Origin of the sequence: Fluviispira multicolorata, assembly GCF_009208585.1 — a bacterium.
Lineage (GTDB): Bacteria > Bdellovibrionota_B > Oligoflexia > Silvanigrellales > Silvanigrellaceae > Silvanigrella > Silvanigrella multicolorata.
The window spans coordinates 191,426-214,871 of sequence record NZ_WFLN01000007.1; the positions used below are offsets into that span (position 1 = coordinate 191,426).

The 23,446-nt window shown below is 31.9% G+C and carries 18 protein-coding genes and 2 tRNA genes; 10 read left to right on the forward strand and 10 right to left on the reverse strand.

Features of this window, described 5'->3' with window-relative positions; genetic code table 11:
- Positions 1-112 precede the first annotated feature (112 nt).
- Entirely contained in the window at positions 113-2,023 is a 1,911-nt protein-coding gene (locus GCL57_RS09850) for a fumarate reductase/succinate dehydrogenase flavoprotein subunit (RefSeq protein ID WP_152213176.1), read from the forward strand.
- 25 nt (positions 2,024-2,048) lie between these two features.
- Here GCL57_RS09850 and GCL57_RS09855 read toward each other — a convergent pair whose 3' ends face one another.
- The 3 genes from GCL57_RS09855 to groES all read right to left on the reverse strand — a co-directional run bounded on the left by GCL57_RS09855 (position 2,049) and on the right by groES (position 5,550).
- Positions 2,049-3,359, reverse strand: a complete 1,311-nt coding sequence (locus GCL57_RS09855) for an NCS2 family permease (RefSeq protein WP_152213177.1) — start codon at positions 3,357-3,359, stop codon at positions 2,049-2,051.
- A gap of 174 nt (positions 3,360-3,533) precedes the next feature.
- Complete coding sequence (groL, locus tag GCL57_RS09860; RefSeq protein ID WP_152213178.1) at positions 3,534-5,192, reverse strand: chaperonin GroEL; 1,659 nt, start codon at positions 5,190-5,192, stop codon at positions 3,534-3,536.
- A 61-nt stretch (positions 5,193-5,253) separates the two neighbouring features.
- Complete coding sequence (gene groES, locus GCL57_RS09865) at positions 5,254-5,550, reverse strand: co-chaperone GroES (RefSeq protein WP_152213179.1); 297 nt, start codon at positions 5,548-5,550, stop codon at positions 5,254-5,256.
- A gap of 177 nt (positions 5,551-5,727) precedes the next feature.
- On the opposite strand from groES, the gene rfbA reads away from it, so the two are divergent.
- Together rfbA and rfbB are read left to right on the forward strand one after the other, a co-directional pair.
- Positions 5,728-6,600, forward strand: a complete 873-nt coding sequence (gene rfbA, locus GCL57_RS09870) for a glucose-1-phosphate thymidylyltransferase RfbA (protein ID WP_152213180.1) — start codon at positions 5,728-5,730, stop codon at positions 6,598-6,600.
- A gap of 69 nt (positions 6,601-6,669) precedes the next feature.
- Positions 6,670-7,680, forward strand: a complete 1,011-nt coding sequence (rfbB, locus tag GCL57_RS09875) for a dTDP-glucose 4,6-dehydratase (protein WP_152213181.1) — start codon at positions 6,670-6,672, stop codon at positions 7,678-7,680.
- Here rfbB and GCL57_RS09880 read toward each other — a convergent pair.
- Both GCL57_RS09880 and GCL57_RS09885 read right to left on the reverse strand, forming a co-directional pair.
- On the reverse strand, positions 7,659-8,378 hold the full coding sequence (locus tag GCL57_RS09880) for a ubiquinone/menaquinone biosynthesis methyltransferase (protein ID WP_152213182.1): 720 nt from the start codon (positions 8,376-8,378) through the stop codon (positions 7,659-7,661). The two genes, rfbB and GCL57_RS09880, sit on opposite strands and share 22 nt — an antisense overlap.
- A gap of 14 nt (positions 8,379-8,392) precedes the next feature.
- Positions 8,393-8,469: transfer RNA gene (locus GCL57_RS09885), tRNA-Val, on the reverse strand.
- A gap of 154 nt (positions 8,470-8,623) precedes the next feature.
- Here GCL57_RS09885 and GCL57_RS09890 point away from each other — a divergent pair.
- Positions 8,624-9,112 carry a glutathione peroxidase gene (locus GCL57_RS09890; protein ID WP_152213183.1) on the forward strand — a complete coding sequence of 163 codons (489 nt, stop codon included), beginning with the start codon at positions 8,624-8,626 and terminating at the stop codon, positions 9,110-9,112.
- 7 nt (positions 9,113-9,119) lie between these two features.
- Here GCL57_RS09890 and GCL57_RS09895 read toward each other — a convergent pair.
- A tRNA-Ile gene (locus GCL57_RS09895) sits at positions 9,120-9,196 on the reverse strand.
- A gap of 125 nt (positions 9,197-9,321) precedes the next feature.
- On the opposite strand from GCL57_RS09895, the gene dapA reads away from it, so the two are divergent.
- The 3 genes from dapA to GCL57_RS09910 are packed head-to-tail and all read left to right on the forward strand — an operon-like array spanning position 9,322 to position 12,031.
- Complete coding sequence (gene dapA / locus GCL57_RS09900) at positions 9,322-10,263, forward strand: 4-hydroxy-tetrahydrodipicolinate synthase (protein WP_161597694.1); 942 nt, start codon at positions 9,322-9,324, stop codon at positions 10,261-10,263.
- A gap of 13 nt (positions 10,264-10,276) precedes the next feature.
- A complete protein-coding gene (locus GCL57_RS09905) occupies positions 10,277-11,191 on the forward strand; it encodes a nucleoside monophosphate kinase (RefSeq protein ID WP_152213185.1) in 915 nt (304 codons plus the stop codon).
- A gap of 42 nt (positions 11,192-11,233) precedes the next feature.
- Positions 11,234-12,031, forward strand: coding sequence for a type 2 periplasmic-binding domain-containing protein (locus tag GCL57_RS09910; RefSeq protein WP_152213186.1), 798 nt, complete (start codon positions 11,234-11,236; stop codon positions 12,029-12,031).
- Positions 12,032-12,053: 22 nt separating this feature from the next.
- On the opposite strand, the gene GCL57_RS09915 is transcribed toward GCL57_RS09910, so the two are convergent.
- The 3 genes from GCL57_RS09915 to GCL57_RS09925 all read right to left on the reverse strand — a co-directional run bounded on the left by GCL57_RS09915 (position 12,054) and on the right by GCL57_RS09925 (position 20,189).
- Positions 12,054-13,127 carry a trypsin-like serine protease gene (locus GCL57_RS09915; RefSeq protein ID WP_152213187.1) on the reverse strand — a complete coding sequence of 358 codons (1,074 nt, stop codon included), beginning with the start codon at positions 13,125-13,127 and terminating at the stop codon, positions 12,054-12,056.
- A gap of 105 nt (positions 13,128-13,232) precedes the next feature.
- Positions 13,233-19,439 carry a calcium-binding protein gene (locus tag GCL57_RS09920; protein ID WP_152213188.1) on the reverse strand — a complete coding sequence of 2,069 codons (6,207 nt, stop codon included), beginning with the start codon at positions 19,437-19,439 and terminating at the stop codon, positions 13,233-13,235.
- A gap of 378 nt (positions 19,440-19,817) precedes the next feature.
- Positions 19,818-20,189, reverse strand: a complete 372-nt coding sequence (locus tag GCL57_RS09925; protein ID WP_152213189.1) for a hypothetical protein — start codon at positions 20,187-20,189, stop codon at positions 19,818-19,820.
- Here GCL57_RS09925 and GCL57_RS09930 point away from each other — a divergent pair, their 5' ends adjacent.
- From GCL57_RS09930 to GCL57_RS09940, 3 genes are all read left to right on the forward strand, one after another.
- The gene (locus GCL57_RS09930; RefSeq protein WP_152213190.1) at positions 20,190-21,365 is read left to right on the forward strand and encodes a TonB-dependent receptor; all 1,176 of its coding nucleotides are present in this window, start codon (positions 20,190-20,192) and stop codon (positions 21,363-21,365) included. It abuts the gene before it with no gap.
- Positions 21,366-21,476: 111 nt separating this feature from the next.
- On the forward strand, positions 21,477-22,001 hold the full coding sequence (fliW, locus tag GCL57_RS09935; protein ID WP_152213191.1) for a flagellar assembly protein FliW: 525 nt from the start codon (positions 21,477-21,479) through the stop codon (positions 21,999-22,001).
- Between the two features lie 44 nt (positions 22,002-22,045).
- Complete coding sequence (locus GCL57_RS09940) at positions 22,046-22,831, forward strand: substrate-binding periplasmic protein (RefSeq protein ID WP_152213192.1); 786 nt, start codon at positions 22,046-22,048, stop codon at positions 22,829-22,831.
- Here GCL57_RS09940 and GCL57_RS09945 read toward each other — a convergent pair.
- Entirely contained in the window at positions 22,828-23,397 is a 570-nt protein-coding gene (locus GCL57_RS09945; RefSeq protein ID WP_152213193.1) for a YceI family protein, read from the reverse strand. The two genes, GCL57_RS09940 and GCL57_RS09945, sit on opposite strands and share 4 nt — an antisense overlap.
- Between the last annotated feature and the right edge of the window lie 49 nt (positions 23,398-23,446).

Here is a 23,446-nt window from a genome sequence, read left to right on the forward strand (position 1 = left end):
TTGAGAGTTATAATAAACACAAAATTCTTATACAACAACTTATCTCAGCTTGTAAAGCTTACCAAAATCTCTTACTAAAAGAGCAAAATAAAATGTAAAGGATTTATAAATTATGTTAAAAAATAATATTCCAAGCGGAAAACTAGAAGACAAGTGGAAAAATCAAGTTTTTGAAAGCAGTTTAATCAATCCAGCTAATAGAAAAAAGTTCTCAATTATTATTGTTGGAAGTGGATTAGCAGGAGCATCTGCTGCTTCAGCACTTGCTGAAGCAGGTTATCAAGTTAAATTATTTTGTTTACAAGATTCTCCGAGAAGAGCGCATTCAATTGCTGCACAAGGTGGAATAAATTCAGCTAAAAATTATAAAAATGATGGAGATTCTATTTATCGCTTTTTTTATGACACGGTTAAAGGTGGAGATTATCGTGCAAGAGAAGCAGGAGTATATCGTTTAGCAGAGCTGTCTTTAAATGTAATTGATCATTGCGTTGGTATAGGTGTGCCATTTGCACGTGAATATGGAGGATATTTAGATAATAGATCTTTTGGTGGAACACAGGTTGAAAGAACATTTTATGCAAAAGGTCAAACTGGTCAGCAACTTTTATTGGGAGCGTACCAAGGAGTGATGAGGCAAATTAATGAAAAAAATATTATTATGCACACTCGAAAAGAAATGCTTGATTTAGTTATAATTGATGGGAAGGCGCGTGGAATTATTGTCAGAGATCTTCTTTCTGGAGAAATAGAATCACATTGCTCAGATGCAGTGATTTTAGGTACAGGAGGTTATGCAAATTTGTTTTACTTATCGACAAATGCAAAGCCATCAAATGGAACTGCAATTTGGAGGGCGTATAAAAAAGGAGCTGCATTTGCAAATCCATGTTTTACTCAAATACATCCAACCTGTATACCAATTTCGGGAGATCATCAATCAAAATTAACTTTAATGTCAGAGTCATTGCGAAATGATGGTCGAATTTGGGTTCCAAAAAATTTAAATGATAAAAGAGTTCCAGCAGAAATTAATGAAATAGATCGTGATTATTTTTTAGAAAGAAATTATCCCAATTTTGGTAACTTAGTTCCACGTGATGTGGCAGCACGTTCTATTAAAAGAATTTGTGATGATGGTTTTGGTGTCGGATCATCAGGATTGTCTGTTTATTTAGATTTCAAAGATAAAGTTTCTTCATTAGGAAAAGCTTATTTAGAAGAAAAATATGGAAATCTATTTCAAATGTATGAGAAAATTGTGGGTGATGATCCTTTTAAATCACCTATGCGAATTTATCCTGCAGTGCACTATACCATGGGAGGACTTTGGGTTGATTATAATTTAATGTCTTCCATTCCTGGTTTATTTGTTTTAGGAGAAGCAAATTTTAGTGAACATGGTGCAAATAGATTAGGTGCAAATGCTCTTTTGCAAGGTTTAGTGGATGGTTATTTTATTATTCCAATTACTCTAGGAAATTATCTTGCCCACTCTAATTTAAAGCCCGTAGAAAATAATAATTCTGATTTTCAAGAAGCAAAAAATATTGTAAATAAGAGTACTCAAAATCTAATAAATATTAACGGGAGTAAACTTGCTGATGATTTTCATGAAAAACTAGGTAAGTTAATGTGGGATTCTTGTGCAATGGCACGAAGCAAAGAAAAGCTTGAATTTTCTCTGAAAGAAATTAAAAAAATTAAAGATGAATTTTGGAATGATTTAAAATTACCTCAAGCTGCAAATACTATGAATCAAGAACTTGAAAAGGCGGCGCGTGTAGGTGACTATATAGAACTTGCTGAATTGATGTGTTTTGATGCGCTTGCACGTGAAGAGTCTTGCGGAAGTCATTTTCGTGAAGAATATCAGACTGAAAATGGAGATCCAAAGCGCAATGATAAGAATTTTTCTCATATTGCCGCGTGGAAGTATAATGGGAATAAAAAAAGTCCAGAACGAATTATTGAAGAATTAGTTTTTGAATATTGTAGACCCACTCAAAGAGACTATCGGTAAATAAGGTAAAAATATTTGTATAAATTTATGATTTTAAATTATTTAAATATTCAATAAAAGTACTGTGCTCAGTTACGAGCGCTAAAAAACAAATAATTGTTAATATCCAAAGAACTGAGCTGATTTTTTTTGCTTTTCCAACACATACTTTTAGAATAACGTAACTGACAATTCCCCAGAGTACACCTTGGGTTATTGAAAAAGTCAGTGGCATTAAAATAATTGTTAGAAATATTGGAATAATATCATCTAGAGATGTTGCTTGAATATTTTTTAATGTTTTGCACATTAGAATTCCAACAAAAATAAGAATTGGAGCCGTTGCAAATGCGGGGATTGCAGAAACAATTGGTGCAATAAATAAACAAGGTAAAAAACAAAGTGCAGCCACAATAGCCGTTAAACCTGTCCTTCCACCTGCCTGAATACCAGTAGAACTTTCAATAAAAACCGTTGCAGGAGATGTTCCAAATAAACTTGAAAAGAGTGAAGCAATAGAGTCAACCATTAATGTCTCTTTAAGTCGAAGAGGATTTCCATTTTTGTCGATGAAACCTGCACTATTAGATAGGCCAATGAGTGAAGATAAAGAGTCAAATAAATTTGTTAAAAGGACAGATAAAATAACGGGAATAAAACTCCATTTTAATGAACCTATTAAGTCAAGTTTAAAAAAATGAGAATTGAAATCTGGATATGAGAAATATGTTTCTGGGAGTTTTATTAATCCAAAGAAGACTCCAAGTGCAGATATAAAAAAAATAGAAAATAAAAATGAGTACGACTTATGTTTGTTAAATAAAATAAAAATTATTAAAAAACCCAGTAACCCAAGGGCAATAGGTAAATTCACATCTCCTAAAGAAATATAGGTTGCTGGGTTTGCAACAATTAAGCCTAAATTTTTGAGTCCAATAAATGCAAGAAAAAGTCCTATTCCACATGACATGGCATGTTTCATATTATTTGGTAAAGCCTCAACAATTTTTTGCCTTATTGGAAAAATTGAGATTAATATAAATATAAAACTTGACCAAAAAATAACTCCAAGAGCAGTGGGCCAAGGGATTTTTTCACCGATAATAAGTGAATATGCTATAAAAACATTTAAACCCATTCCAGGGGCTAAAGCATAGGGTAATTTAATGTAAATACCTGCAAGAAAACTCATGATAAAAGAAATAAGAACTGTGGCAGTTAAGGTACCAGAAACTGTTAAGCCTGTTCCCGGTGAGGCCATAACTTGAGGATTAACTATAACGATATAAGACATTGTAAAAAATGTTGTTAAACCTGCGATAATTTCTTGGGAATACTTTTTTTTATTAGAATTCATTCACGACTCCCATATTTGGAAAAATCAAAAGGACAGTTCTTTGCACTAACATCTCATTTTTAAATTGTATAGAATTTTTAAAAGAGAAAATAAAAAATGCAGCGCAATTCATATTATTAATATAAATTGCGCTGCATTTGAGCTAAATATTTTAGGGAAATGGAAGGAGTTGTATTACATATCGTAATCCATACCACCCATTCCGCCCATACCACCCATACCACCCATTCCAGCAGCTGCAGCAGATTCTTTTTTAGGTTTTTCGGAAATCATTGCGTTAGTGGAAAGCAATAAACTTGCTACGGAACATGCGTTTTGAAGTGCGCAGCGTGTTACTTTTACTGGATCAATAACTCCAGATTTAATGAGATCTTCGTAAGTATCAGTAAGAGCATTGAAACCAAACGCAGGGTTGTCATTTGCTAAGATCTTATCAACAACAACGCTTGCTTCGTGACCACCATTCGATGCGATGATACGAACTGGCTCTTCAAGTGCACGGCGAACAAGTTCAATTCCTGCTTGTTGCTCAGCATTTTCGCCCTTAACATTATTAAGTTCACGAGAAGCACGTAAAAGTGCTACGCCACCGCCTGCAATAATTCCTTCTGCCACTGCAGCACGAGTTGCATTGAGCGCATCTTCAATGCGATCTTTCTTTTCTTTAAGTTCAATTTCAGTGGCTGCTCCAAGGTGAATAACAGCAACGCCGCCAGCAAGTTTTGCTAGGCGTTCTTGAAGTTTTTCACGATCATAGTCAGATGTGGTTTTTTCAATTTGTGAACGAATTTCAGAAATACGTGCTTTAATGCTTGTTTCTAAGCCTTTTCCGCCAGTGATAACTGTATTGTCTTTATCAATAACAACTTTTTCAGCTTCACCCAAATCTTCAAGAATGGTTGTATCAAGTTGCATTCCAACTTCCTCAGATACAACTGTTCCTTTAGTAAGCACTGCGAGGTCATCGAGCATCGCTTTACGGCGATCACCAAAGCCTGGTGCTTTAACGGCACAAACTTTAATGGTGCCAGAAAGTTTATTAAGAACAAGCGTTGCTAGAGCTTCACCTTCAACATCTTCAGCTATAATAAGGAGTGGACGACCACTTCGTGCGATGTTTTCTAGCAATGGAACCATATCTTTCATGATAGAAATTTTCTTGTCATAAAGAAGGATATATGGGTTTTCAAATACAACTTCAAGGCGTTCTTGATCAGTGACCATGTATGGAGAAAGATAACCGCGATCGAATTGCATACCTTCAACAACATTTACGTAAGTATCGAGTCCTTTAGCTTCTTCAACAGTGATGACACCATCTTTGCCAACTTTTTCAATCGCTTCAGCAATCATATTACCGATTGCAGAGTCATTGTTTGCTGAAATTGTACCAACTTGAGCAATTTCTTTATTTCCACTTACAGGACGGGCAACCTTATGCAGATTCGCAACAATGACTTCAACTGCTTTGTCGATTCCACGTTTGAGTTCGGTTGGTGAGTGACCTGCAGCAAGCATTTTAAAGCCTTCGCGGTAAATGGCCTGAGCTAACACAGTCGCTGTTGTTGTGCCATCACCTGAGTCGTCATTGGTTTTTGAAGCAACTTCTTTAACCATTTGAGCGCCCATGTTTTCAAATTTATCTTCCAGCTCAATTTCTTTTGCAACTGTTACGCCATCTTTTGTAATAAGTGGAGCACCATAGCTTTTTTCAATTAAAACGTTGCGTCCTTTTGGACCAAGAGTGACTTTCACTGCATTTGCTAATGTATTAACGCCAGCGAGCATCTTTTTTTGTGCATTTTCATTGAAAGAAATCATTTTAACAGCCATTTTTCAGTCCTTTTTGCTAAGTTTGTAAAAAGTTAAAATTTTATTTTAATAGATATATTTATTATGCTTCAATAACAGCAAGAATTTCTTCTTCTTTAATTAAAAGATATTCTTGACCATCAATCTTAACTTCGTTGCCACTCCACTTGCCAAATAGCACTTTATCACCAGATTTAACGGCAGGAATTTGGCGGGAACCATCTTCAAGAATTTTTCCATTGCCAACAGCAATAACTTTTCCTTCTACTGGCTTTTCTTTTGCATTATCAGGAATAAGAATTCCTCCAGAGGTCTTTTGCTCTGCTTCGATTCGTTTAAGAAGAATGCGATCGTTAAGTGGACGGATTGATTTGCTCATAAATGACTCCTTTTAAAAAGGTTTGAAATTTGCTCGTTGGGAGCATTAGCAATAGGCTAAGCATCAATGATGCTATGTCAAGAGCTCATCTTGAGTTGATTCAATTGCATAAAAGATTTAAGCGTACATAGTCTTGTTGTATGTGGGTTTTATAAATAATTATGATGGAGAGTTCTTATGAAAGGTATAATTTTAGCAGGTGGTTCAGGCACTAGACTGTATCCAGCAACAAAAAGTATCAGTAAGCAGCTTATGCCTATTTATGATAAACCCATGATTTATTATCCAATTTCAACTCTCATGTTAGCGGATATTAAGGAAATATTAATTATTTCAACACCAAGGGATTTACCCTCATTTAAAAATTTATTGGGGAATGGTTCTCAATGGGGAATATCTCTTTCATACGCCGAACAACCCAGCCCAGATGGCCTTGCACAGGCTTTCATCATTGGGGAAGAGTTTATTGGTGATGATAGTGTGTGCCTTATTTTAGGTGATAATATTTTCCATGGAAATGGTATAGGCGCTATATTAAATGAAGCTAGAAAAAATTTAAATGGTGCAACAATTTTTGGGTATTTTGTAAATGACCCTGAGCGTTATGGTGTAGTTGAATACGATAAAGATTATAAAGTTAATTCAATTGAAGAAAAACCAAAAAATCCAAAATCAAACTGTGCTGTAACTGGACTTTATTTTTATGATAATAGAGCAGTGTCTTTTGCAAAAAAATTAAAGCCTTCTTTAAGAGGAGAGCTTGAAATCACCGATTTGAACAAAATTTATTTAGAGAATAACGAATTGTCTTTAGAAATTTTGCACAGAGGATTTGCTTGGCTTGATACTGGAACACACCGCTCCTTATTAGAGGCTTCTTTATATGTTTCGGTTTTAGAGGAAAGACAAGGACTAAAAATTTCTTGTCCAGAAGAAATTGCATGGCGTAAAGAATTTATATCACTGGAACAGTTTGAAAAACTTGCTATGTCTATGGTTAAAAATGGGTATGGAAAATATTTATTAAAGTTAATAGGTAACATTATATGAAAATATTTTGTTTAAAAATACTCGGATAATTAATATAAGAATTTTTTGATTTTTGAAATAGGAGTAAAAATGTATAAACCTAGATCAATGCTTGTTACGGGAGCTGCAGGCTTTATAGGCTGTAATTTTGTTAAATATATACTTAATAATTATAATGATATTAGGATTGTCAGCTTAGATAAGTTAACATACGCTGGAACAATAAATAATTTAGAGATTCTCCAAAATGAAAGTAATCATAAATTTATTCAAGGTGATATCTGTGATAAAACTCTTTTGGAGAAAATATTAAGAGAATTTAATATTGATACAGTAGTGCATTTCGCTGCAGAAAGTCATGTTGATCGCTCTATTGAAAATCCAGCTGAATTCATTCAGACAAATATATTTGGAACTTTTAATTTACTGGAAACCGCTCGTCAGTATTGGTTAAATGAAAAGAAGTGGGATAAGGAAAATTGTCGTTTTCATCATATTTCAACAGACGAAGTCTATGGTACTTTAAAAGAAGATGAACCCTCTTTTTTAGAGACGACTCCATATGCACCAAACTCTCCTTATTCTGCCAGCAAGGCAGGATCGGATCATCTTGTGAGAGCTTATTTTCATACTTATAACCTACCTGTGACAACATCTAACTGTTCGAATAATTATGGTCCATTTCAGCATAAAGAAAAACTCATACCGACAGTTATTCGTTCTTGTTTAGAAAATAAACCTATTCCTGTTTATGGTAATGGAACAAACATACGTGATTGGCTGTATGTAGAGGATCATTGCTCTGCAATTGAAACTATTTTATTTAAAGGAAATACTGGAGAAGTTTATAATATTGGTGGAAAAAGTGAAGAAAATAATCTCGAATTAGTTAAAAAGATTTGTCAAATAATGGATAAATTAAAACCATCAGAAAAAAATTATGCTGAGCTTATTTCTTTTGTAAAAGATCGCCCTGGACATGATTGGCGCTATTCAATAGATAATTCAAAAATTCAAAAAAATTTAAACTGGAATCCTAAGTTTAATTTAAATGAGGGTTTAGAAAAAACAGTTCAGTTCTATTTAACTGCAGGTTTTTGAGCAGAATATAAATAAACAATACTTGCGCCAAGTGTTTCATATTTCGCATTAAAGAAGCCTGCGTCATAAAGTTCTGCAACAAATTGTTTTCCACTTGGAAAAGCATCAACGGATGCTTTATAAAATTGATATGCTGGTTTGTATTTTGAAATTTTTTCACCAATAAATGGCAGTAGTTTTGAGTAACTATTGTACAAACTGCGAACAATTTTAAATTCAGGGCGGCCACTTTCAAGTATAATAACCGATCCTCCTGGCTTTAAAACTCTTTTTATTTCCCTTAGAGCCGCTGAATAAGGGCGAATGTTTCTAATTCCCCAGCAGACTGTTACTGTGTGAAAAGAGTTATCTAAAAAAGGTAAAGAGAGTCCATTTGCCAAAAGGAGTTCTATATTTTTTTGAAAGAGATTTGCCTTTGATTTAAATTTCTCGCGAGCAATATTAAGCATTCCCTCAGAAGCATCAATTCCTGTCACATGAATGTCTGAACGATCGGAAAATAAGCCGATAATAACGTCGCCTGTACCTGTGGCAACATCAAGTATTTGAGAGTTTTTAGGAGAGAATTTAAGTGCTTTTTTGCAAAGTGCTCTGCGCCAGAGCCTGTGTAAACCAAGGGTCATAGCATCATTGGCCATATCGTAAGCTGGTGCGATAGTATTGAACCCATCAACAATATTGTAGTTTTTTGAATTCATAAAGTCACCAATAATGGTGCAATCGAGAAGACTCGAACTTCTGACCCCCACGATGTCAACGTGGTGCTCTAACCAACTGAGCTACGACTGCATTGAGTTTTCGTTTACCGAAGCAGACTAGCATTGTCAATAGAAAGAGTCTAGTTTTCACTAAAATCCTTAAAGCAGGATAGACAAGAAGCATTCCCATGTTAATATTTTATTTTGCTATTTATTTTTCCTTAAAATGCTTATGAGGAGTGCAAATGTCTGCGGAAACTATTTATGATTTTGAAGTAAAGATGATTGAGGGGGGAATGAAAAAACTATCTGATTTTAAAGGGAGCGTAATGCTTATTGTGAATACAGCAAGTCAATGTGGATTTACTTCGCAATATAAGGGCCTTGAAACATTATATAAAACATATTCTAACAAAGGTTTAAAAATATTAGGTTTCCCTTGTAATCAGTTTGGTAATCAAGAACCTGGTGATGAGAATGAGATTAAAAACTTTTGCAGTTTAAATTATGAAGTGACTTTTCCATTATTTGCAAAAGTAGATGTAAATGGAGAGAATGCTGATCCTCTGTATAAATTCTTAAAAAAGCAGAGTAAAGGAATATTTGGCACAGAGTTTATTAAGTGGAACTTTACAAAGTTTTTAGTTGGTAAAAATGGGGATATTATTAAAAGATTTGCTCCTTCTGATAAGCCTGAAGATATGACTAAGGATATTGAAGAAGTCTTAAAATAAAAGGGAGTGGTGGGCCGGGAGGGACTCGAACCCCCAAATCGTCTCGTTATGAGCGAGCTGCCGTAACCATTTAGCTACCGGCCCAAATGGTAAACACTGGTTAACAAATCCAGACGACAAGGTCAACAGCCCTGTGAAAATCTTGCTAAGTTTCTTTAAGAAGAATATCCTACAAGTGGTCAGCTAAAACTTCGAGTAAGGAGAAACCCTTGAGCCACTTACCATTTTCAGGAGTCATAACAGCTCTCATCACGCCTTTTAACAATGAAGGTAATTTAGATTTACCGGCATTTAATGATTTCTTAAAATATCAGAAAAAATCAGGAGTTCATGGTGTTGTTATATTAGGAACAACAGGTGAAAATGTAGCTTTAAGTGAAGAAGAATCAGAGCAACTTGTTTTGAGTGCACTTGATCATCAAACAGATCATTTTCATATTTACGTAGGTACAGGTACAAACTCAACTCAGACAACCATAATTAAAAGTATGAAATATGCCCAAATGAAATCCTCTACGGGGCAATTGGCTAAAGGTGTAATGGTTGTTACGCCTTATTACAACAGACCAAGTCAAAATGGCCTTATTAAACATTATGAAGAGGTTGCAAAATCTATTTCGGATACTCCAATTTGTATTTATAACGTACCAAGTCGAACAGGCGTTAATTTACTTCCGCAAACTCTTGTACAAATTTCTTTAGAAAATAAAAATATTGTTGCCATCAAAGAAGCTGCCGGAAATGTGAATGCTGTGGCAGAAATGCGTATCGCTTTAAATCATGTAGGTAAACAAAATTTTAAAATATTGTCTGGTGATGATGCAACCTATGTTCCTGCACTCATGTGTGGTGCAGAAGGTGTTATTTCAGTAACATCAAATGTCATTCCCAAGGCTATGTTAGATATCTTGGATAATTTTAAAAAAGGTGATTTAAGTTCTGTTCAGAAACTGCATTTAGCTGCTTTCTGTATAAATAATGGGCTTTTTTCAGTGCCGAATCCAATTGGTGTTAAATGGATATTGTCCCATCTCAGAATTTGTGGCACGAATTTGCGAGCTCCGCTTTATCCTGCGAGTGACAAAGAAGCGGAAATGCTCAAGGGAATTCTTTTTCAGCTTGAAAAAAATAATATAAAAATACTCACTTAATACAGGACGCATTATGACGCTCAACCGAGTTGCTTACGAGCTGGAATCTAAGATAAAAGTGGAAAGAGTATCTCTTAGAGGTCCAGGAGTTCTTATCTTAACGGGGCCTTCGAGTTGTGGAAAGGGTGAAGTTGCTGCGGCATTATCTAAAGTTATGTCTATTCCTCCAGAAGCTCATTTATCAATGGGTGAAATCCTCCGTACAACTTTTCAACGGGCAAAAAATGAAAAGAGTTATGCAAAGCTACTAGCCGATAATTATAAAATATCTTCTGACTCAAATATTTTTGATTGTGTAGATACGACCGATGATCTTTCAAAAAAAGTTTTAAATTATATCCCAGAAATGGAGACATATTTTAAAAGAGGTCAAATGGACAAATTTACAAGCCAGCTCGACTGGCTTGAATTTTGTACTATGAATGGATTATTAGTCCCTAACCGCTGGACGCAAGACTTTATTTCTGCACATATCGAACATGCGCCCGAATTTCGAACTCATCCTTTTATTCTTGATGGATACCCAAGAACTGTTAAAGCTGCACAACATTTAATTGGTTTTCTTAAGAAATTTAATATACCAGTTATAAAAGTTCTTCATCTTAGCATAAGTAAACAGGAAATGCTTTCACGCGCAACAAAACGCGGCAGAGCCGATGATGATGAACAATCATTATTAAGCCGTTATCAGTTTTATGTTGAAAACGTGCATCCTAGTGTAGATTATTTAAAAACTCAATTGGGCTCCGATGCTATTGCGCTTGTGGACGCTCATCAGCCTGTATACTTAAAGAATGGGGATCAAAAGCATTTTGATCTTGAAAAGTCTATCCTAAATGTGGTGGCTTCATCTCTGCGTTGTTTAGGTGTTTCCAGAATGACGGTAAAAGATCTTCTCGATCAGCTTATTGAAATGCAAAAAAAATAATTTATCCGCTGTAACAGTATTGAATTACGATTTGGGGGTTTTATGCTTGATAATAAATTCCTATATTTTTTATTTATTTCTGTTTTTTTTAAAATTTCATTCATTGCAAGTGGCGAAGAATCTTCAAAAACTAAAGTAACGATTTTAAATTATAACAATACAGCTCCTTGGAATACAAATAAAGAAAACACTCAAGGTTTGAATGTTGAGCTAGCAAATTTTTTAAATCAAGATAAAAAAAGTCCTTATTTTTTTGTAACTGAATTTGCGCCACGAAAAAGAGTAGATTATTTAATTACCCAATTGAAAGAAATGTATGTTGTCGCATGGGTTAATCAAAAATTTTTTCCAAGTGATTTAAGTAAGAGTTTTTTATGGACAGAAAGTATTATAAATGATTATCAATTAGTTATTTCAAATAAAAATAATATTATAGATTATAAAAATATAGAATCTTTATTTGGTAAAAAATTTTCTGCAGTATTTGGTACTAAATATATATCATTAGAGCCTTATATCAATTCAGGAAAAATAATTAGAGTCGACTCCTATCGATTTAATGAAGCTTTACAAAGAGTCATCGGCAATCAACCTTCATTAGATTTTTTTATAGCTGAAAACTCATTCATTAAATACGATAAAGCTAAGAATCTCAATATATTTGCACCTAAAAAAGTGCATATTTCATTGCTTCCTTTTTCTCCAATTTATGGAAGAAGTCTTATGGTTTCAAAATTAAATATGAAACTATTTAGCTATTTAAATGAAAAAATATTATCTATAAATAATAATTCTGAGTGGAAAAATATTTTAAAAAAGTATGGGCAAGCTACAAAATGATGATTATCTATTTTAATAAATATTAATATGTAGTGACGCCAACACCACTTGTGTTCGTAATCCAATTGATATAATTTCCGACAGTCGTATAAACTCCATATCCATCACTGCAAGCTGCTGCTGTATTTGTATCAAAGCTAAAACTTGGGTAGGAACCTGAAGGTTTCGGTGAGAGAATATTATCAGTTCCTTGGGTCAATGCGGCTAGGATATAAATTGGAGCTCCACTTAAATTAGTTCTTTGGATATAAATAGGACCTCCTGAGTCTCCTTGGCATGTTCCATGGCCAGAGTAGGGGCCAATGACTTTTAAATAATTTTCATAAGCATTTGAAAATGTGCCGAAATTAAAAAGAGAAATTTGAGAACTTACTTCTACATCAGGATGACCTTGAGCGGAGGTATTTACAATATATTTATTTTCACTTGAATTTAGTGTATTATCATTGAGTCTACCAAAGCCAACCATCCATTTTGTTTCACTTTTAGAGATATTTTGCGGGTTTGAAAGTATTGAAATAGGTGAATATCGATGAGTTGAGACATTTCCATTGATTTTTACCCAAGCTATATCATTTAATATACAGTTATAAATTGAACTTTCTTCACAGGAAATATAACTAGAGTTTCTTTGCCAGCAGGAAATGGGTACATTTGGGCCCGATGATAAATTATTTGCAAAAACTACATAACCGGGTGATGTTGAATTGAAATCTACATTGTCAAAGCAATGCGCTGCTGTGAGAATAAGGTTACTTGCAACAACGGTGCCTGTGCAAAGTATTCCATTTAATACAATACCTACTGTATTATCATTCGCAGGAGCAATATCGCTGCCAGTGACTGTATTTCCTCCTACAATATCAAAACTGACATGTTGTTGGGGGATATATTGTCCAACATGAGATAAAAAATCTAAATAAAATGATTTTACATATTGAACTTGTCTTTGTGGTGATAAGCTCGAACTATTTGTATTTGCTAAACATGAGGCTGGTCCAGGGTTGCTTTTAGATAAAGTTTTACTATTAGAGGAATTATTACAAGAAAAAATAAATAAGCTTGACATCCATGTCAAATGAAAGAGAGTCTTCATGGCTTTCCCCAAATTTGTAACCTATTCGGTGTATATTTGAGGAAATTAAGCAAACTAGAATATAAGGAGAATGACTTTTGACATGGTAAACTGATTAGGTTGTTTTTAAACCTCCATTTTTATCACATCTGTTTCAGATAAATTATTATTTAATAGCTTGAATTCTTCATTATTAATATATTCTTCACTATTAATTTTTATTTTGAAATTTTTATTCATATATTTTTCACTTTGAAAATAATTTTTAAGAACTGTAAATGAAGAATTATCTAATTCTGATTTGGCTTCAAATTGAATAATTAGGTCGTTCTCAAAGCGAGCAAATTTAATTCTGTGTTTATTTTGGCCTGAATGAGAATTGTTTATAATTTCATATTTAAAGTCAATTTCATTCTCTTTGTGAGGAAGAATATTACTTTCAATGACATTATAAGAATTTTGTTTAACTTCTATAAGTCTTTGATTTAAAGCGATATATCTATCATTTATTGTGAACTCATAAGTGTCAGATTCTTTTAGATTTTTATTAATTTTATTTAAGGTGTATTTTTTTAGAGAATCAGTAACAATTTGTAGGATTGACTGAGGAATTGATAGTTTATCTCCAAATTGTATTTGAAGATGTTGATTTTTTTTATTATTAAACCAATTTTTTAAGATAAAAATATAATTTTTTTCTTCAACCGAATCAAATAGATTTATTTTTAGATGTTGGTTTTTTTCATTTAAATCAGAAATTTTTGTGAAGTAAATATTAGAAAATGTGTTTCTCGAATCATTAACAATGAGTGAGTCAATTTTTTCAAATTTATCTCTATTATTTATTTCAATAAAGATTGGTTTTGCATTATTTACGTAAGAGAAATTAGGTAGATTTATAATATAACTGTCGTGATCACGACCACCTTCTAAGCGAATAAACTCATCATAATTTCCAGTAATATAATTATTTAAAGTTTTATTGACTTCAACGACATTTTCAGTCTGTTCTTGGGGATCGAGAAAAACAGTAAGAGTGTCATCTCCGTCATTTCCCTTAATAAAGTCAAGACCTTTTTGACCATTGATAAAGTTATTTTGTTCATCACCAAAAATGACATCGTTTCCATTTGTGCCGATTACATTTTTAAAATTTAAATTAAATTTGTCTTTAAATTCTTTCTGAGCCATTTTAGTTATAGGGGATTTTCCTTTTAAATTAATTGTATTTATATAATTTGGAGTATAGATTTCTGCAGATGATTTTTGATTATTATACAAAGTACCATTGAGAGTGGTATAAACATTTCCTTTCGTATCAGAAAGAACAATGTGTTGAAATTTTTTATTTAAAAAGTAGTGTTGAATTCTTATATATTCTACAAACGAATTATTTTCATGAACTCCCAATAAAAGATCTAGATTGTCTTTTTGAGATGTTAAGTCTTCAATATCTGTCATAATAGCATCATAATTATTTTGAAAATCTCCAGCTGCAGATTCATCAAAGTTATTAATTGTTTTTATTGTACTATTTGAAACATCTTTTTTCAAAATGACATAAACATCATTGCCTGAGCCACCTTTTAAATAATCATTTCCTTTACCAGGGTAAAGAATATCATTGCCTTCACGTCCTTCTAGCGAGTCATTACCTTCATTTCCAAACAGTTCATTGTTTAATTCGTTACCAATAATTTCATCGTCATTTTGTGATCCGATAACTCTTTCTACATTTTTAATTTCAAGGAATTGATTAGATTTAATACTATTGCTATTTAGAGAAATATATATTTTTTCATTTTTAAGAGGAATTCCTTGTAAATTTATTGTATCTATTCCTGCTCCACCATCAATAAATCCATTTGTTTGAGCGCCTTCAAATATTCCTTGAACATAATCATAAAACTCAAAGACATCTTCTTTATCTCCACCGACAAGTTGTAAAATAAAGCTAGAAGGATGAATATTAAATAAGTTCTTATAATTTTTATCGGCTACAATTGAACTTATCATGTTTCCATGTTTTCCTTGATCTCCTATACCAACAAAATATAAATTTGCTTTTTGAGAAGCGGGAATATTTTTTAATTTTAGCTTCTCTTCTTCATTTTGAATGGCGTATTGTTCAACCATTGGATAATTTATAGATACACTTGGACAAGGCGTTGTGGAGTTATAATAATTAGTTCCTCCATGGGCACCAAATGAAGTTCCTTTTGCTACAGCGGGTATGGGAGTTGCTTTTTTAGCTAAGCGTCTGTGATGGTTTTTTATAAAAGACATATGATCATTAAATATGCTATTTCTATCAGCATCGTTCGAAAAGTATGTGTTATTTGTTAGACACATATGCTTATTTTCTTCAATAGGTTTTGGAATTTGAGTTGTTACGGAGTTGCATATTCCATAAGCACAATAAAGTGAAGTTTGCCCTGCAGTGTATGGAACGTATAAATGTATTCTCGGATACACTATTTTATTAAAATAAAATGAATTATTTAGTTTGTTTTTCCCAATATTTTGTAAAAACTCTTTATTGTTGAGTGTCATTATTTCAGGAATGGTCGTTTCTTCCATCTCTTTGGCAGTTTTTTTAACGAGAAATTTTGGATCTTCGCCTGTGCTATACTTTCCAAAGAAATTTGCAATGGAATTTAAGACAACTTCTTCTTCTGAAAAGCCAAGCTCTCTCAATTGTTCAGAAGTTCGTACGGCATTATAGGTTCCTTGTGTAAACATAATTGTAAAACCAATTGCTGCACCAATTGGTCCCGCCTTAGCAGATAAAGGTAAAAGCAATGCAGTTCCTAAAGAGGTTGCAGCAGTTGCTGTTGTCAGTGAAGCGTTAACATATAAGTCAGTTTTTAATGATTGATTGTTAGTTATCTCAGCAGCTTTAAATAGCTCAACAGCTTGCCATATATCAAGACCAGCAGATGCAACGTTTAAAACAATTTGTACAGATCCTATACCTTGAAATGATTTTGGGTGTTTAATCCAAAAAGTATTTCCTCCGACATTACGTGCTAAATCAAAGGCTAAGTCTGCATTATTAAATGAAAAGCTAAGAGCACCTCGAGTTGCATCTAAAACTGCCCCTTCTTGTACTGACTGGTGAATATTTGAAAGTGATTGAGGCATTAAAATAAAGTTCATTCCAACGTTATATTTATTGGCTGCACTTGAGAATTTCTCAATACCTGCATATGAGTATTTAGCAATATTTGCTCTGGTAAATTTTTTATTGTTTGCAAATATATTATTTAAATTATTATATTGGCTAATTTGGTCTGCAACACCATTAAAGAGAGGTCTTAATGCATTTGTTCTAAAAGTATTTTTGGCAATGCTTTCATATGTAAGTTTAAAGGCGCTGCGGATTTCTTTTCCAAAAGCTCCTTTTAATTTTTTTAATTTATTGAAGAAGCCATTATCGATTGAATTGTTAAAATCATCTGCTTCAAATGCAAGTTTACTAAACTCATCAACTGAATTTTTTACGCTTTGTTCTAAACTGTCATATTTTTCTATGTCTTCTAAGTATAATTTTCGATCAAAAACATAAATGGATTTGTCCTTTTTGGAGAAAATGAGAGGTTTGCTTGGCTTTTCGGAGTTGCCTGAGAGCTGTGGGAAATAGTAAACAAAAAATCCTGGTAGTGGATTAGGTATATTCCATGGTTGTTTATTTGTTTTAACTTTTACTTCTTTTAAGTAACGACTTGCGATTTTTATTTTATTAGATACAGAATCTTCTTTTGCAAAAGGGAAACCATTTTGAAGGACAATTTTTTTAACGATTCGTCTTTCAAATTCTCCCGTTAAGCCAAATTCATCAAAGAAAGTGAAAATACTTTTAATCATTTCAGGTGATTTTTGATTATTTAATGAAGATAATTTTACTTGCTCTAAGAGAACAGGTGAATAGACATTTTGCGAAGTTTCTATATTAGAATTTAAATGTCTCAAATGTGTTGATATAAACTGTATGAATTGTAGGGATTTTAAATTTTGGGTTCCATCTGTATTATTATTAAGTAATAACTTTGCTTCATTTATAAATTCAATATTTTTATTAAAAATAGATTCATTATTTTCTGGAAATATATTATTTAAATTTTCTAGATATATTTCTGAATAATATTCTTTCTTGGCAGCATTGATTTTTGAGTCTTTACTTTTCCAACTCTCTTTTAAATTTTTAATAAGTTCTTTGCTTTGGATATTTGGATTTAAAATTAAAGCATCGTATATTTTTTGCCAGACTCTTACTTGAGTTTTTCGAATCGATAAGTCCACGAGTTTAGCACTGCGATCAAGTAATTTAGTTGTAAATGAATCATCTGTATTGTCTTGTTCCCCTTTAGAAATTTTGGCTTCTAAAGAATCTTCCTCTGGTTGATCAAATTCAAAGTTTTTCTCAATATACTGATCGCTCATTTGCGATGCTACAATTCCAAGTATAGTTGATCCTGCTCCAAAACCAGAAAGAGCCGGCACTCCTAATACAAGTGGACCAGACACAAACATAGCAGCTTGCCCAGCTGTAAGCATTGCATCACCAGTCGCTCTTGCTCTTATCCAATTGCGTTTACTTTTGTAAAAACTTTCAAGAATTTTTTTTGTTTTTAATATATTTTTTTTGCTATCATTATCTAAATTTGAAGATTTATTTACTGCATCCCAGAAAGGACTTTTAATCATATCCTCTATCCATGAGTTCAATGATTTTAGTTCACTTGCATTATCTGATATTTTAGACAATCCAGCAATGACCATTTGTGCTTGCCCAGCAGCAAGAAATCCATTTCCAATTGCTTCAACGGAGGTTAAATAGTTTTGAAACGCAAGTGAATTTGCAATACCCGCTGTTTCAGTTGTTGATTTAAGAGTCAGGAGTTCAGAGAGTGTTTTAGCTTCAAATGCGATCATTCCATAATACATGGATGAAAGTCCACGGCTGATATTTGGTAATATTGATGTAGACTCTATGCTTTTACTTAATGAATTATTTAAATTATTTTGATATTCAAAAAGAGAGTTAATTGATGAAACGACATAATCCTGAATTTGATCTTGAGTTGATAATGAATTTATAGAATTTATTGATTTTATAGAGTCTGTTGATTTTAATTTTTCAAATAACTCTGTATACCTTGGGTTATTGAGTCGAATATTTCCATTCGTTTGATTTTTTAAATTATTTATATTTTTATTATGATTTTGGACAAGCTCAAGTAGTTTTGGAAAGATTTTAGAGTTCAATGAAGTTTGTACTTTTTTCTTATTTAATGACTTGAGAATTTCTTTTGCAAACTCAATTTTAAAACGAGCATTTTCCATGGCAATGTTGCGGGCAATTTTGTCATTATCACTCAATGCCGCATCAGTCACTCCAATAGATTTCAAAAGAATTTCTTTGGCCGCAATCTCATTTTCCATGTTTGAAATAATTTCTTTGCGAAGCAGTTTAGTTTCTTCTATGCTTTCTGAATATTCATTTTTAGTTTCTTGAAACTCTTCATTGGCTCCTTCATAACCAATAAAAACAGCCCCTCCAAATATCATATAAATAGAGGATTTTAGTGAGAGTTCTAAATGCTTTGGCAATCCTGAGTTTTCAAGTGCAGATGCGAGATCATCAAAACCATCGATGACCAAAGCCTTTCCTGCATCTTGAGTTTTTAAATTAAGAACTTTATTGTGTACATCTTTACCACGTAATGCTCTAATTGCATATTTAATCGTTTTAGCTTTTTTAGCTATATATGCTGAGCTACTTTCAATTCCTGTATAAACGATTTTTATATCATTTAAATTTTTGAATAAATCACTTTCTCCAGTATTGTTATCGGTGACTTTAAATTCGTTTTTTCCATTTTTTTCTATGGTTTTTATAGAAATTTCAAAGGTTTTTTCAAGCTCAATGATGTCATCTGTTTTTCGATTGATAATTTCTTGACTTAAGTTTTCTTCTAATTTGTCTAGTGAATTTTCTACCAAAGATATTTTATGAGGTTTTTGATCAATAAAAATTGTGGCATATAATTTCCATGGATTTACTGTGCGATCTTCTTTTTCGATTTTGACTTCATAATCTTCATATTTTAATTCAAATTCAAAAAGTTTGAGATCTTCTTCTTCTTGTTGTTCTTCGAGTCTGAAATTTTCAAGAAATGAAAAATCTCTTTCTAGTGATGAACTCGCTTTAGTGAATGAGGTAATTTTTTTTTCTTTGTCTGTATGAGAAGAAAATCCGCATCCTGAGTTTATCAAACCAAGAGAAATAAAAGAAATCGCTGCAAGGTGATTTTGAATAAGTGGTTTCATGAAATTCCTTTCAAAAGTTTAAAAATTGCGTTGTTTAGCGTTAGAAATAAAGTAAGATTTATTCATTTTTTGCATGAAAATTCGGATTCTTTTATTTAAAGAATAAGAGTTTACAAAAATATAAAATTTTATTATCTAATCTATAAAATCAATAAAATATAAGAACAAATTTTCAAGATTGATAATGATATCCAATATCAATAGGTAACCTCTTATAAGCAATTTTATAAAAAAACAATAAGTTTTATAAAATATAAAAATTATTTATTGATTGAATTTTAAGCTTTTGTAAGTTAAGAGGATTTTTGCATCTATTATGTGTTTATTAATTAAAGAAAATTATATTATTTTTGTGAAATAAATCATAAAAAAATATTTTTATGCTGATGCAGGAGGATCTGATGAAATATTATTTTGCTCTTCTCTTGCAGAATCGTATTCTAAAATATTCTTGCTAACTTCTGAAAGTAATTCTTCTAAATGTCTCTCTTTTGAGCGTAAATGGAAAAGACATCTACGATTCATTTTTGCATCGACCTCTATTGCTCTACTTGAAATGGCCATAAAATTTTGTTTGCCACCTTTCGATCCTAGATTTAATAATGTCCGTTTGTGCGAAATGACTCTATCAAATGACAACTTTTCAACACTGTAAAGAACAGCATTTCTGCACTTAATAAGTTCGTGCAAAGATTGCAGAGTCGTTTCTAACTCTTGTTTTCTTTTATTGAGGTCTTCTAGAGCTGGCATATGAATCTCCAAAATAAATATCTATGTCAGAGTATATTTATATTTCGGCTAATAAGCTTTGTATCTTTATTAATTCAACTATCGATTTGGCAGCAGAAAAGCTCTGCTCTTGATGAAAATAAAACATGGTTAGCGACATTTTCTGCAGGTTTTGGTCGGGTGCGATTTATGGATGGAAATGAAATAAATATATTGCATTCAAAAATAGATTTTCTCTTTAAACCAATAGATTCAGAAAAACCTTTAGAACTTAAGTTTGTTTTATTAACTCAGTCACCTTTGAGAGAAGATGATGGTTTTATAAAGTTTCCCATTGATGAAAGAGATTTTGCCCAAATTTCTGAAGCTTGGTTAAGGTACCAGATTTTTAAAAACCTTGAGTTTAAATTTGGTAGTTTTCCAGATGATTTTCATGAATTAACCCCAAAAACTTGGCCATATTATTCTCTTCGAGTGAAAATAGATCCAATTAAGGATGAAAATTTTTTCTGGCAAGTTCTGGCAAGACAAGACTTATTTGGAGTATATGCTCGTGAAATGAATTCTTCTATTGCAACTGATCTTGAAAGAACAAGGCTAGAAAGTCGCTTTAATTTCTCAAAAAAATTTGAAAAAAATCAATTTATATATAACTTAAACTCTCACTATGAACAATTTTCAGATCCAGATTCAACCTTGAGTAGTTTGAGTATTGGGAGAGGAGAATATATTGTAAATACGATTACAAATAGAGAACAAAAATATAGAATTATTGATATAAATACAGATCTAACATTCTCCTACCATGATTTTTTAAAAGCTAAATTATCATTTAACAGTTGGAGAAATATTTCTGCAAATACATTTGGAACAGGTTATTTATATGGAGTAGAAAGCTCTATTTCTGATCAGTTCTGGAATTTTTCAGTTGGATATTGGTATTTTTTAGGGGAGCAAAGTTCAATTCCTGCATCGAGTATTTCATCATATTATTATCCTGGATTTAAAATTTCTTCACTTCATTTAAGCGGCGGGCATACTTTTTCAGAAAATTGGAATACAAAGTTAGAGTACCGATATCAGCAATCTTCTCCATATGGACAAGATATTTCACCAAATGTAAATCCTGGTAATATACCTGTGATACCTTTGTATAAGATGTACTTTATACTTGAGTATGCAATTGGTGCATCATAAAAATTAAAATCTTTTGACGTGTCAATAATCAAAGCAAATCTTATTGCACTTCTTTATACCGTCAACTAACCTAGTTAATGAGCTTAAGATGGGAACGTAAAGGGGGCTGCCTTGAAAATAAACACTTCGCGTTTTGGAGAAATTGAAGTTAATGAAAGTGATTTGCTCAATCTACCTGATGGGCTCATAGGTTTTCCAGAGCTCAATCAGTTTATTTTGTTAGATCATGATGTGGATTCACCATTTAAGTGGTTACAATCCATTAATGATCCTGCAATGGCATTTATTATTATTAGCCCACTCTCCTTTAGACCCGATTACATGGTAGAAGTCACTGAAGAAGAAGTTGCAGCACTTAAATTAACGAATCCAGATGAAGCGGTTATTTCAGTTATAGTTACAATTCCAATGGATCCTAAAAAAATGAGTGCTAATTTAAAAGCACCTCTTGTTTTTAATTTGAGCAATAAACTTGGTAAACAAGTTATTTTAAAAGATCCTCAATACCAAACAAAGCATTTTATAATGGAAGAAATGAAAAGATTTTCACAACGTGATTCACAAAATGATCTTAAAAAAGCTATTCAGCAACAACTTGCAAATAAAGTTGAGAGTGAAGTAAGCTCTAAAAGATAGACTTATTTGGTTATTTAATTAATCGATTTTATTAAAGAAATGATATGAATAAATTATATTTAATTCTATTTTTGATTTTATCTTGTATTTTCAATTCATTTTGTGCATATGCAGAAAGTGAATTGAAAATACAGGTACAAATACGTCCCCCATTTTTTACAGAAAATGAGAAAACTGGTGAAATAAATGGAGGCATTCTCTATACTTTAATCAGGAAAATTTTAAAAGATGCAAATATTTCTTATGTCATTGAGAACTTACCATTGCCACGTTCATTCTTTGAAATAAAACAAAATAAAACTCAGGTTTGTTATCCCGCAGGAGTTATAAATGATGAGAGAAAAAAGTTTGCAAATTTTTCTATCCCATATTTTCGGGACAAAAAATTTGTTGCAATTGTTAGAAAGTCTGATAAAAGATTTTTAAATAATGAAACAGTTACAAATTTATTGCAGAATAAAAAATTAATATTAATAATTAAACTTGGCTATAGTTATAGCGAATATATTGACTCAAAATTTTTAAAAATTAAGGATTATGATGTACACAGTAATACCCAGAAAAATATTCCAGATATTAAGATCACTTCTTTAAGCAACATAGAAATGCTTAGTGCTATAGAGCAAAAAGGGGCAGATTATCTTTTTATGGGGGGCAATGAGTCAGATTATTTATTAAAAAGTAATAAAAATTTTCAAAAAGAACTTAAAATTATAAATTTGAATGATATAGAATCTGGAGCTATTCGTCATTTTATGTGCTCTAAAATGGTTCAAAAAGAAACTATTGAAAAAATTAATAATTCAATTAAAAAAATAATTAAAAACTAATTTTTTACAGGCATTAAATTTAGCTTTATAGTAACAGTTTCACCTATAAATGAACCATGACTTAAATTAAAATCATTTCTATTTACTTTAGTGTCAATATTAAATAACTCTTTATCTGCATTTTTAGGTGACATAGATTTTCCTTCAAAAACTATTGATTTCGTTATTCCTTTGATGGTGAGATCTCCTATTATTTTAAAGCTATTGAGATCACCTGTAAACGATTTTCCTATAAATATCATTTTCGGATATTTTTCTACTTCAAAAAAATCTCCACTTCTTAAATGTTTATCGCGAGAGCTATTGTCAGTGTTGATAGATTTAGTTTCTACAGTTGCTTCAACTTTAGAATCAGTAAATTTTTTAGTGATTTGCAATTTTCCCTGAAATTTATCAAACTGTCCATTAACAGTCATAAAAACAAAGTTTTGAACACTAAATTCAACTTTAGATTCTTTTTGATCAAGTTGATATTTTCCAGGTTGAAGAGAAAATACATTGAAACTTACTAAAATAATAATTGAGAACAAAATATATAAATTCATTTTTAAAATTAAATTGCGCATCCTAATCCTCGCTTTAAAAGTTTTATTGGTTTAGTATAATTTACAAACT

Coding starts and splice junctions, on each gene's coding strand:
- rfbA (WP_152213180.1), top strand. CDS start 5,728: ATGAAAGGTATAATTTTAGCAGGTGGTTCAGGCACTAGACTGTATCCA.
- GCL57_RS09850 (WP_152213176.1), top strand. CDS start 113: ATGTTAAAAAATAATATTCCAAGCGGAAAACTAGAAGACAAGTGGAAA.
- GCL57_RS09930 (WP_152213190.1), top strand. CDS start 20,190: ATGAATCTCCAAAATAAATATCTATGTCAGAGTATATTTATATTTCGG.
- GCL57_RS09855 (WP_152213177.1), bottom strand. CDS start 3,359: ATGAATTCTAATAAAAAAAAGTATTCCCAAGAAATTATCGCAGGTTTA.
- GCL57_RS09905 (WP_152213185.1), top strand. CDS start 10,277: ATGACGCTCAACCGAGTTGCTTACGAGCTGGAATCTAAGATAAAAGTG.
- groL (WP_152213178.1), bottom strand. CDS start 5,192: ATGGCTGTTAAAATGATTTCTTTCAATGAAAATGCACAAAAAAAGATG.
- GCL57_RS09945 (WP_152213193.1), bottom strand. CDS start 23,397: ATGCGCAATTTAATTTTAAAAATGAATTTATATATTTTGTTCTCAATT.
- rfbB (WP_152213181.1), top strand. CDS start 6,670: ATGTATAAACCTAGATCAATGCTTGTTACGGGAGCTGCAGGCTTTATA.
- GCL57_RS09925 (WP_152213189.1), bottom strand. CDS start 20,189: ATGCCAGCTCTAGAAGACCTCAATAAAAGAAAACAAGAGTTAGAAACG.
- GCL57_RS09920 (WP_152213188.1), bottom strand. CDS start 19,439: ATGAAACCACTTATTCAAAATCACCTTGCAGCGATTTCTTTTATTTCT.
- GCL57_RS09890 (WP_152213183.1), top strand. CDS start 8,624: ATGTCTGCGGAAACTATTTATGATTTTGAAGTAAAGATGATTGAGGGG.
- GCL57_RS09940 (WP_152213192.1), top strand. CDS start 22,046: ATGAATAAATTATATTTAATTCTATTTTTGATTTTATCTTGTATTTTC.
- GCL57_RS09915 (WP_152213187.1), bottom strand. CDS start 13,127: ATGAAGACTCTCTTTCATTTGACATGGATGTCAAGCTTATTTATTTTT.
- GCL57_RS09880 (WP_152213182.1), bottom strand. CDS start 8,378: ATGAATTCAAAAAACTACAATATTGTTGATGGGTTCAATACTATCGCA.
- GCL57_RS09910 (WP_152213186.1), top strand. CDS start 11,234: ATGCTTGATAATAAATTCCTATATTTTTTATTTATTTCTGTTTTTTTT.
- groES (WP_152213179.1), bottom strand. CDS start 5,550: ATGAGCAAATCAATCCGTCCACTTAACGATCGCATTCTTCTTAAACGA.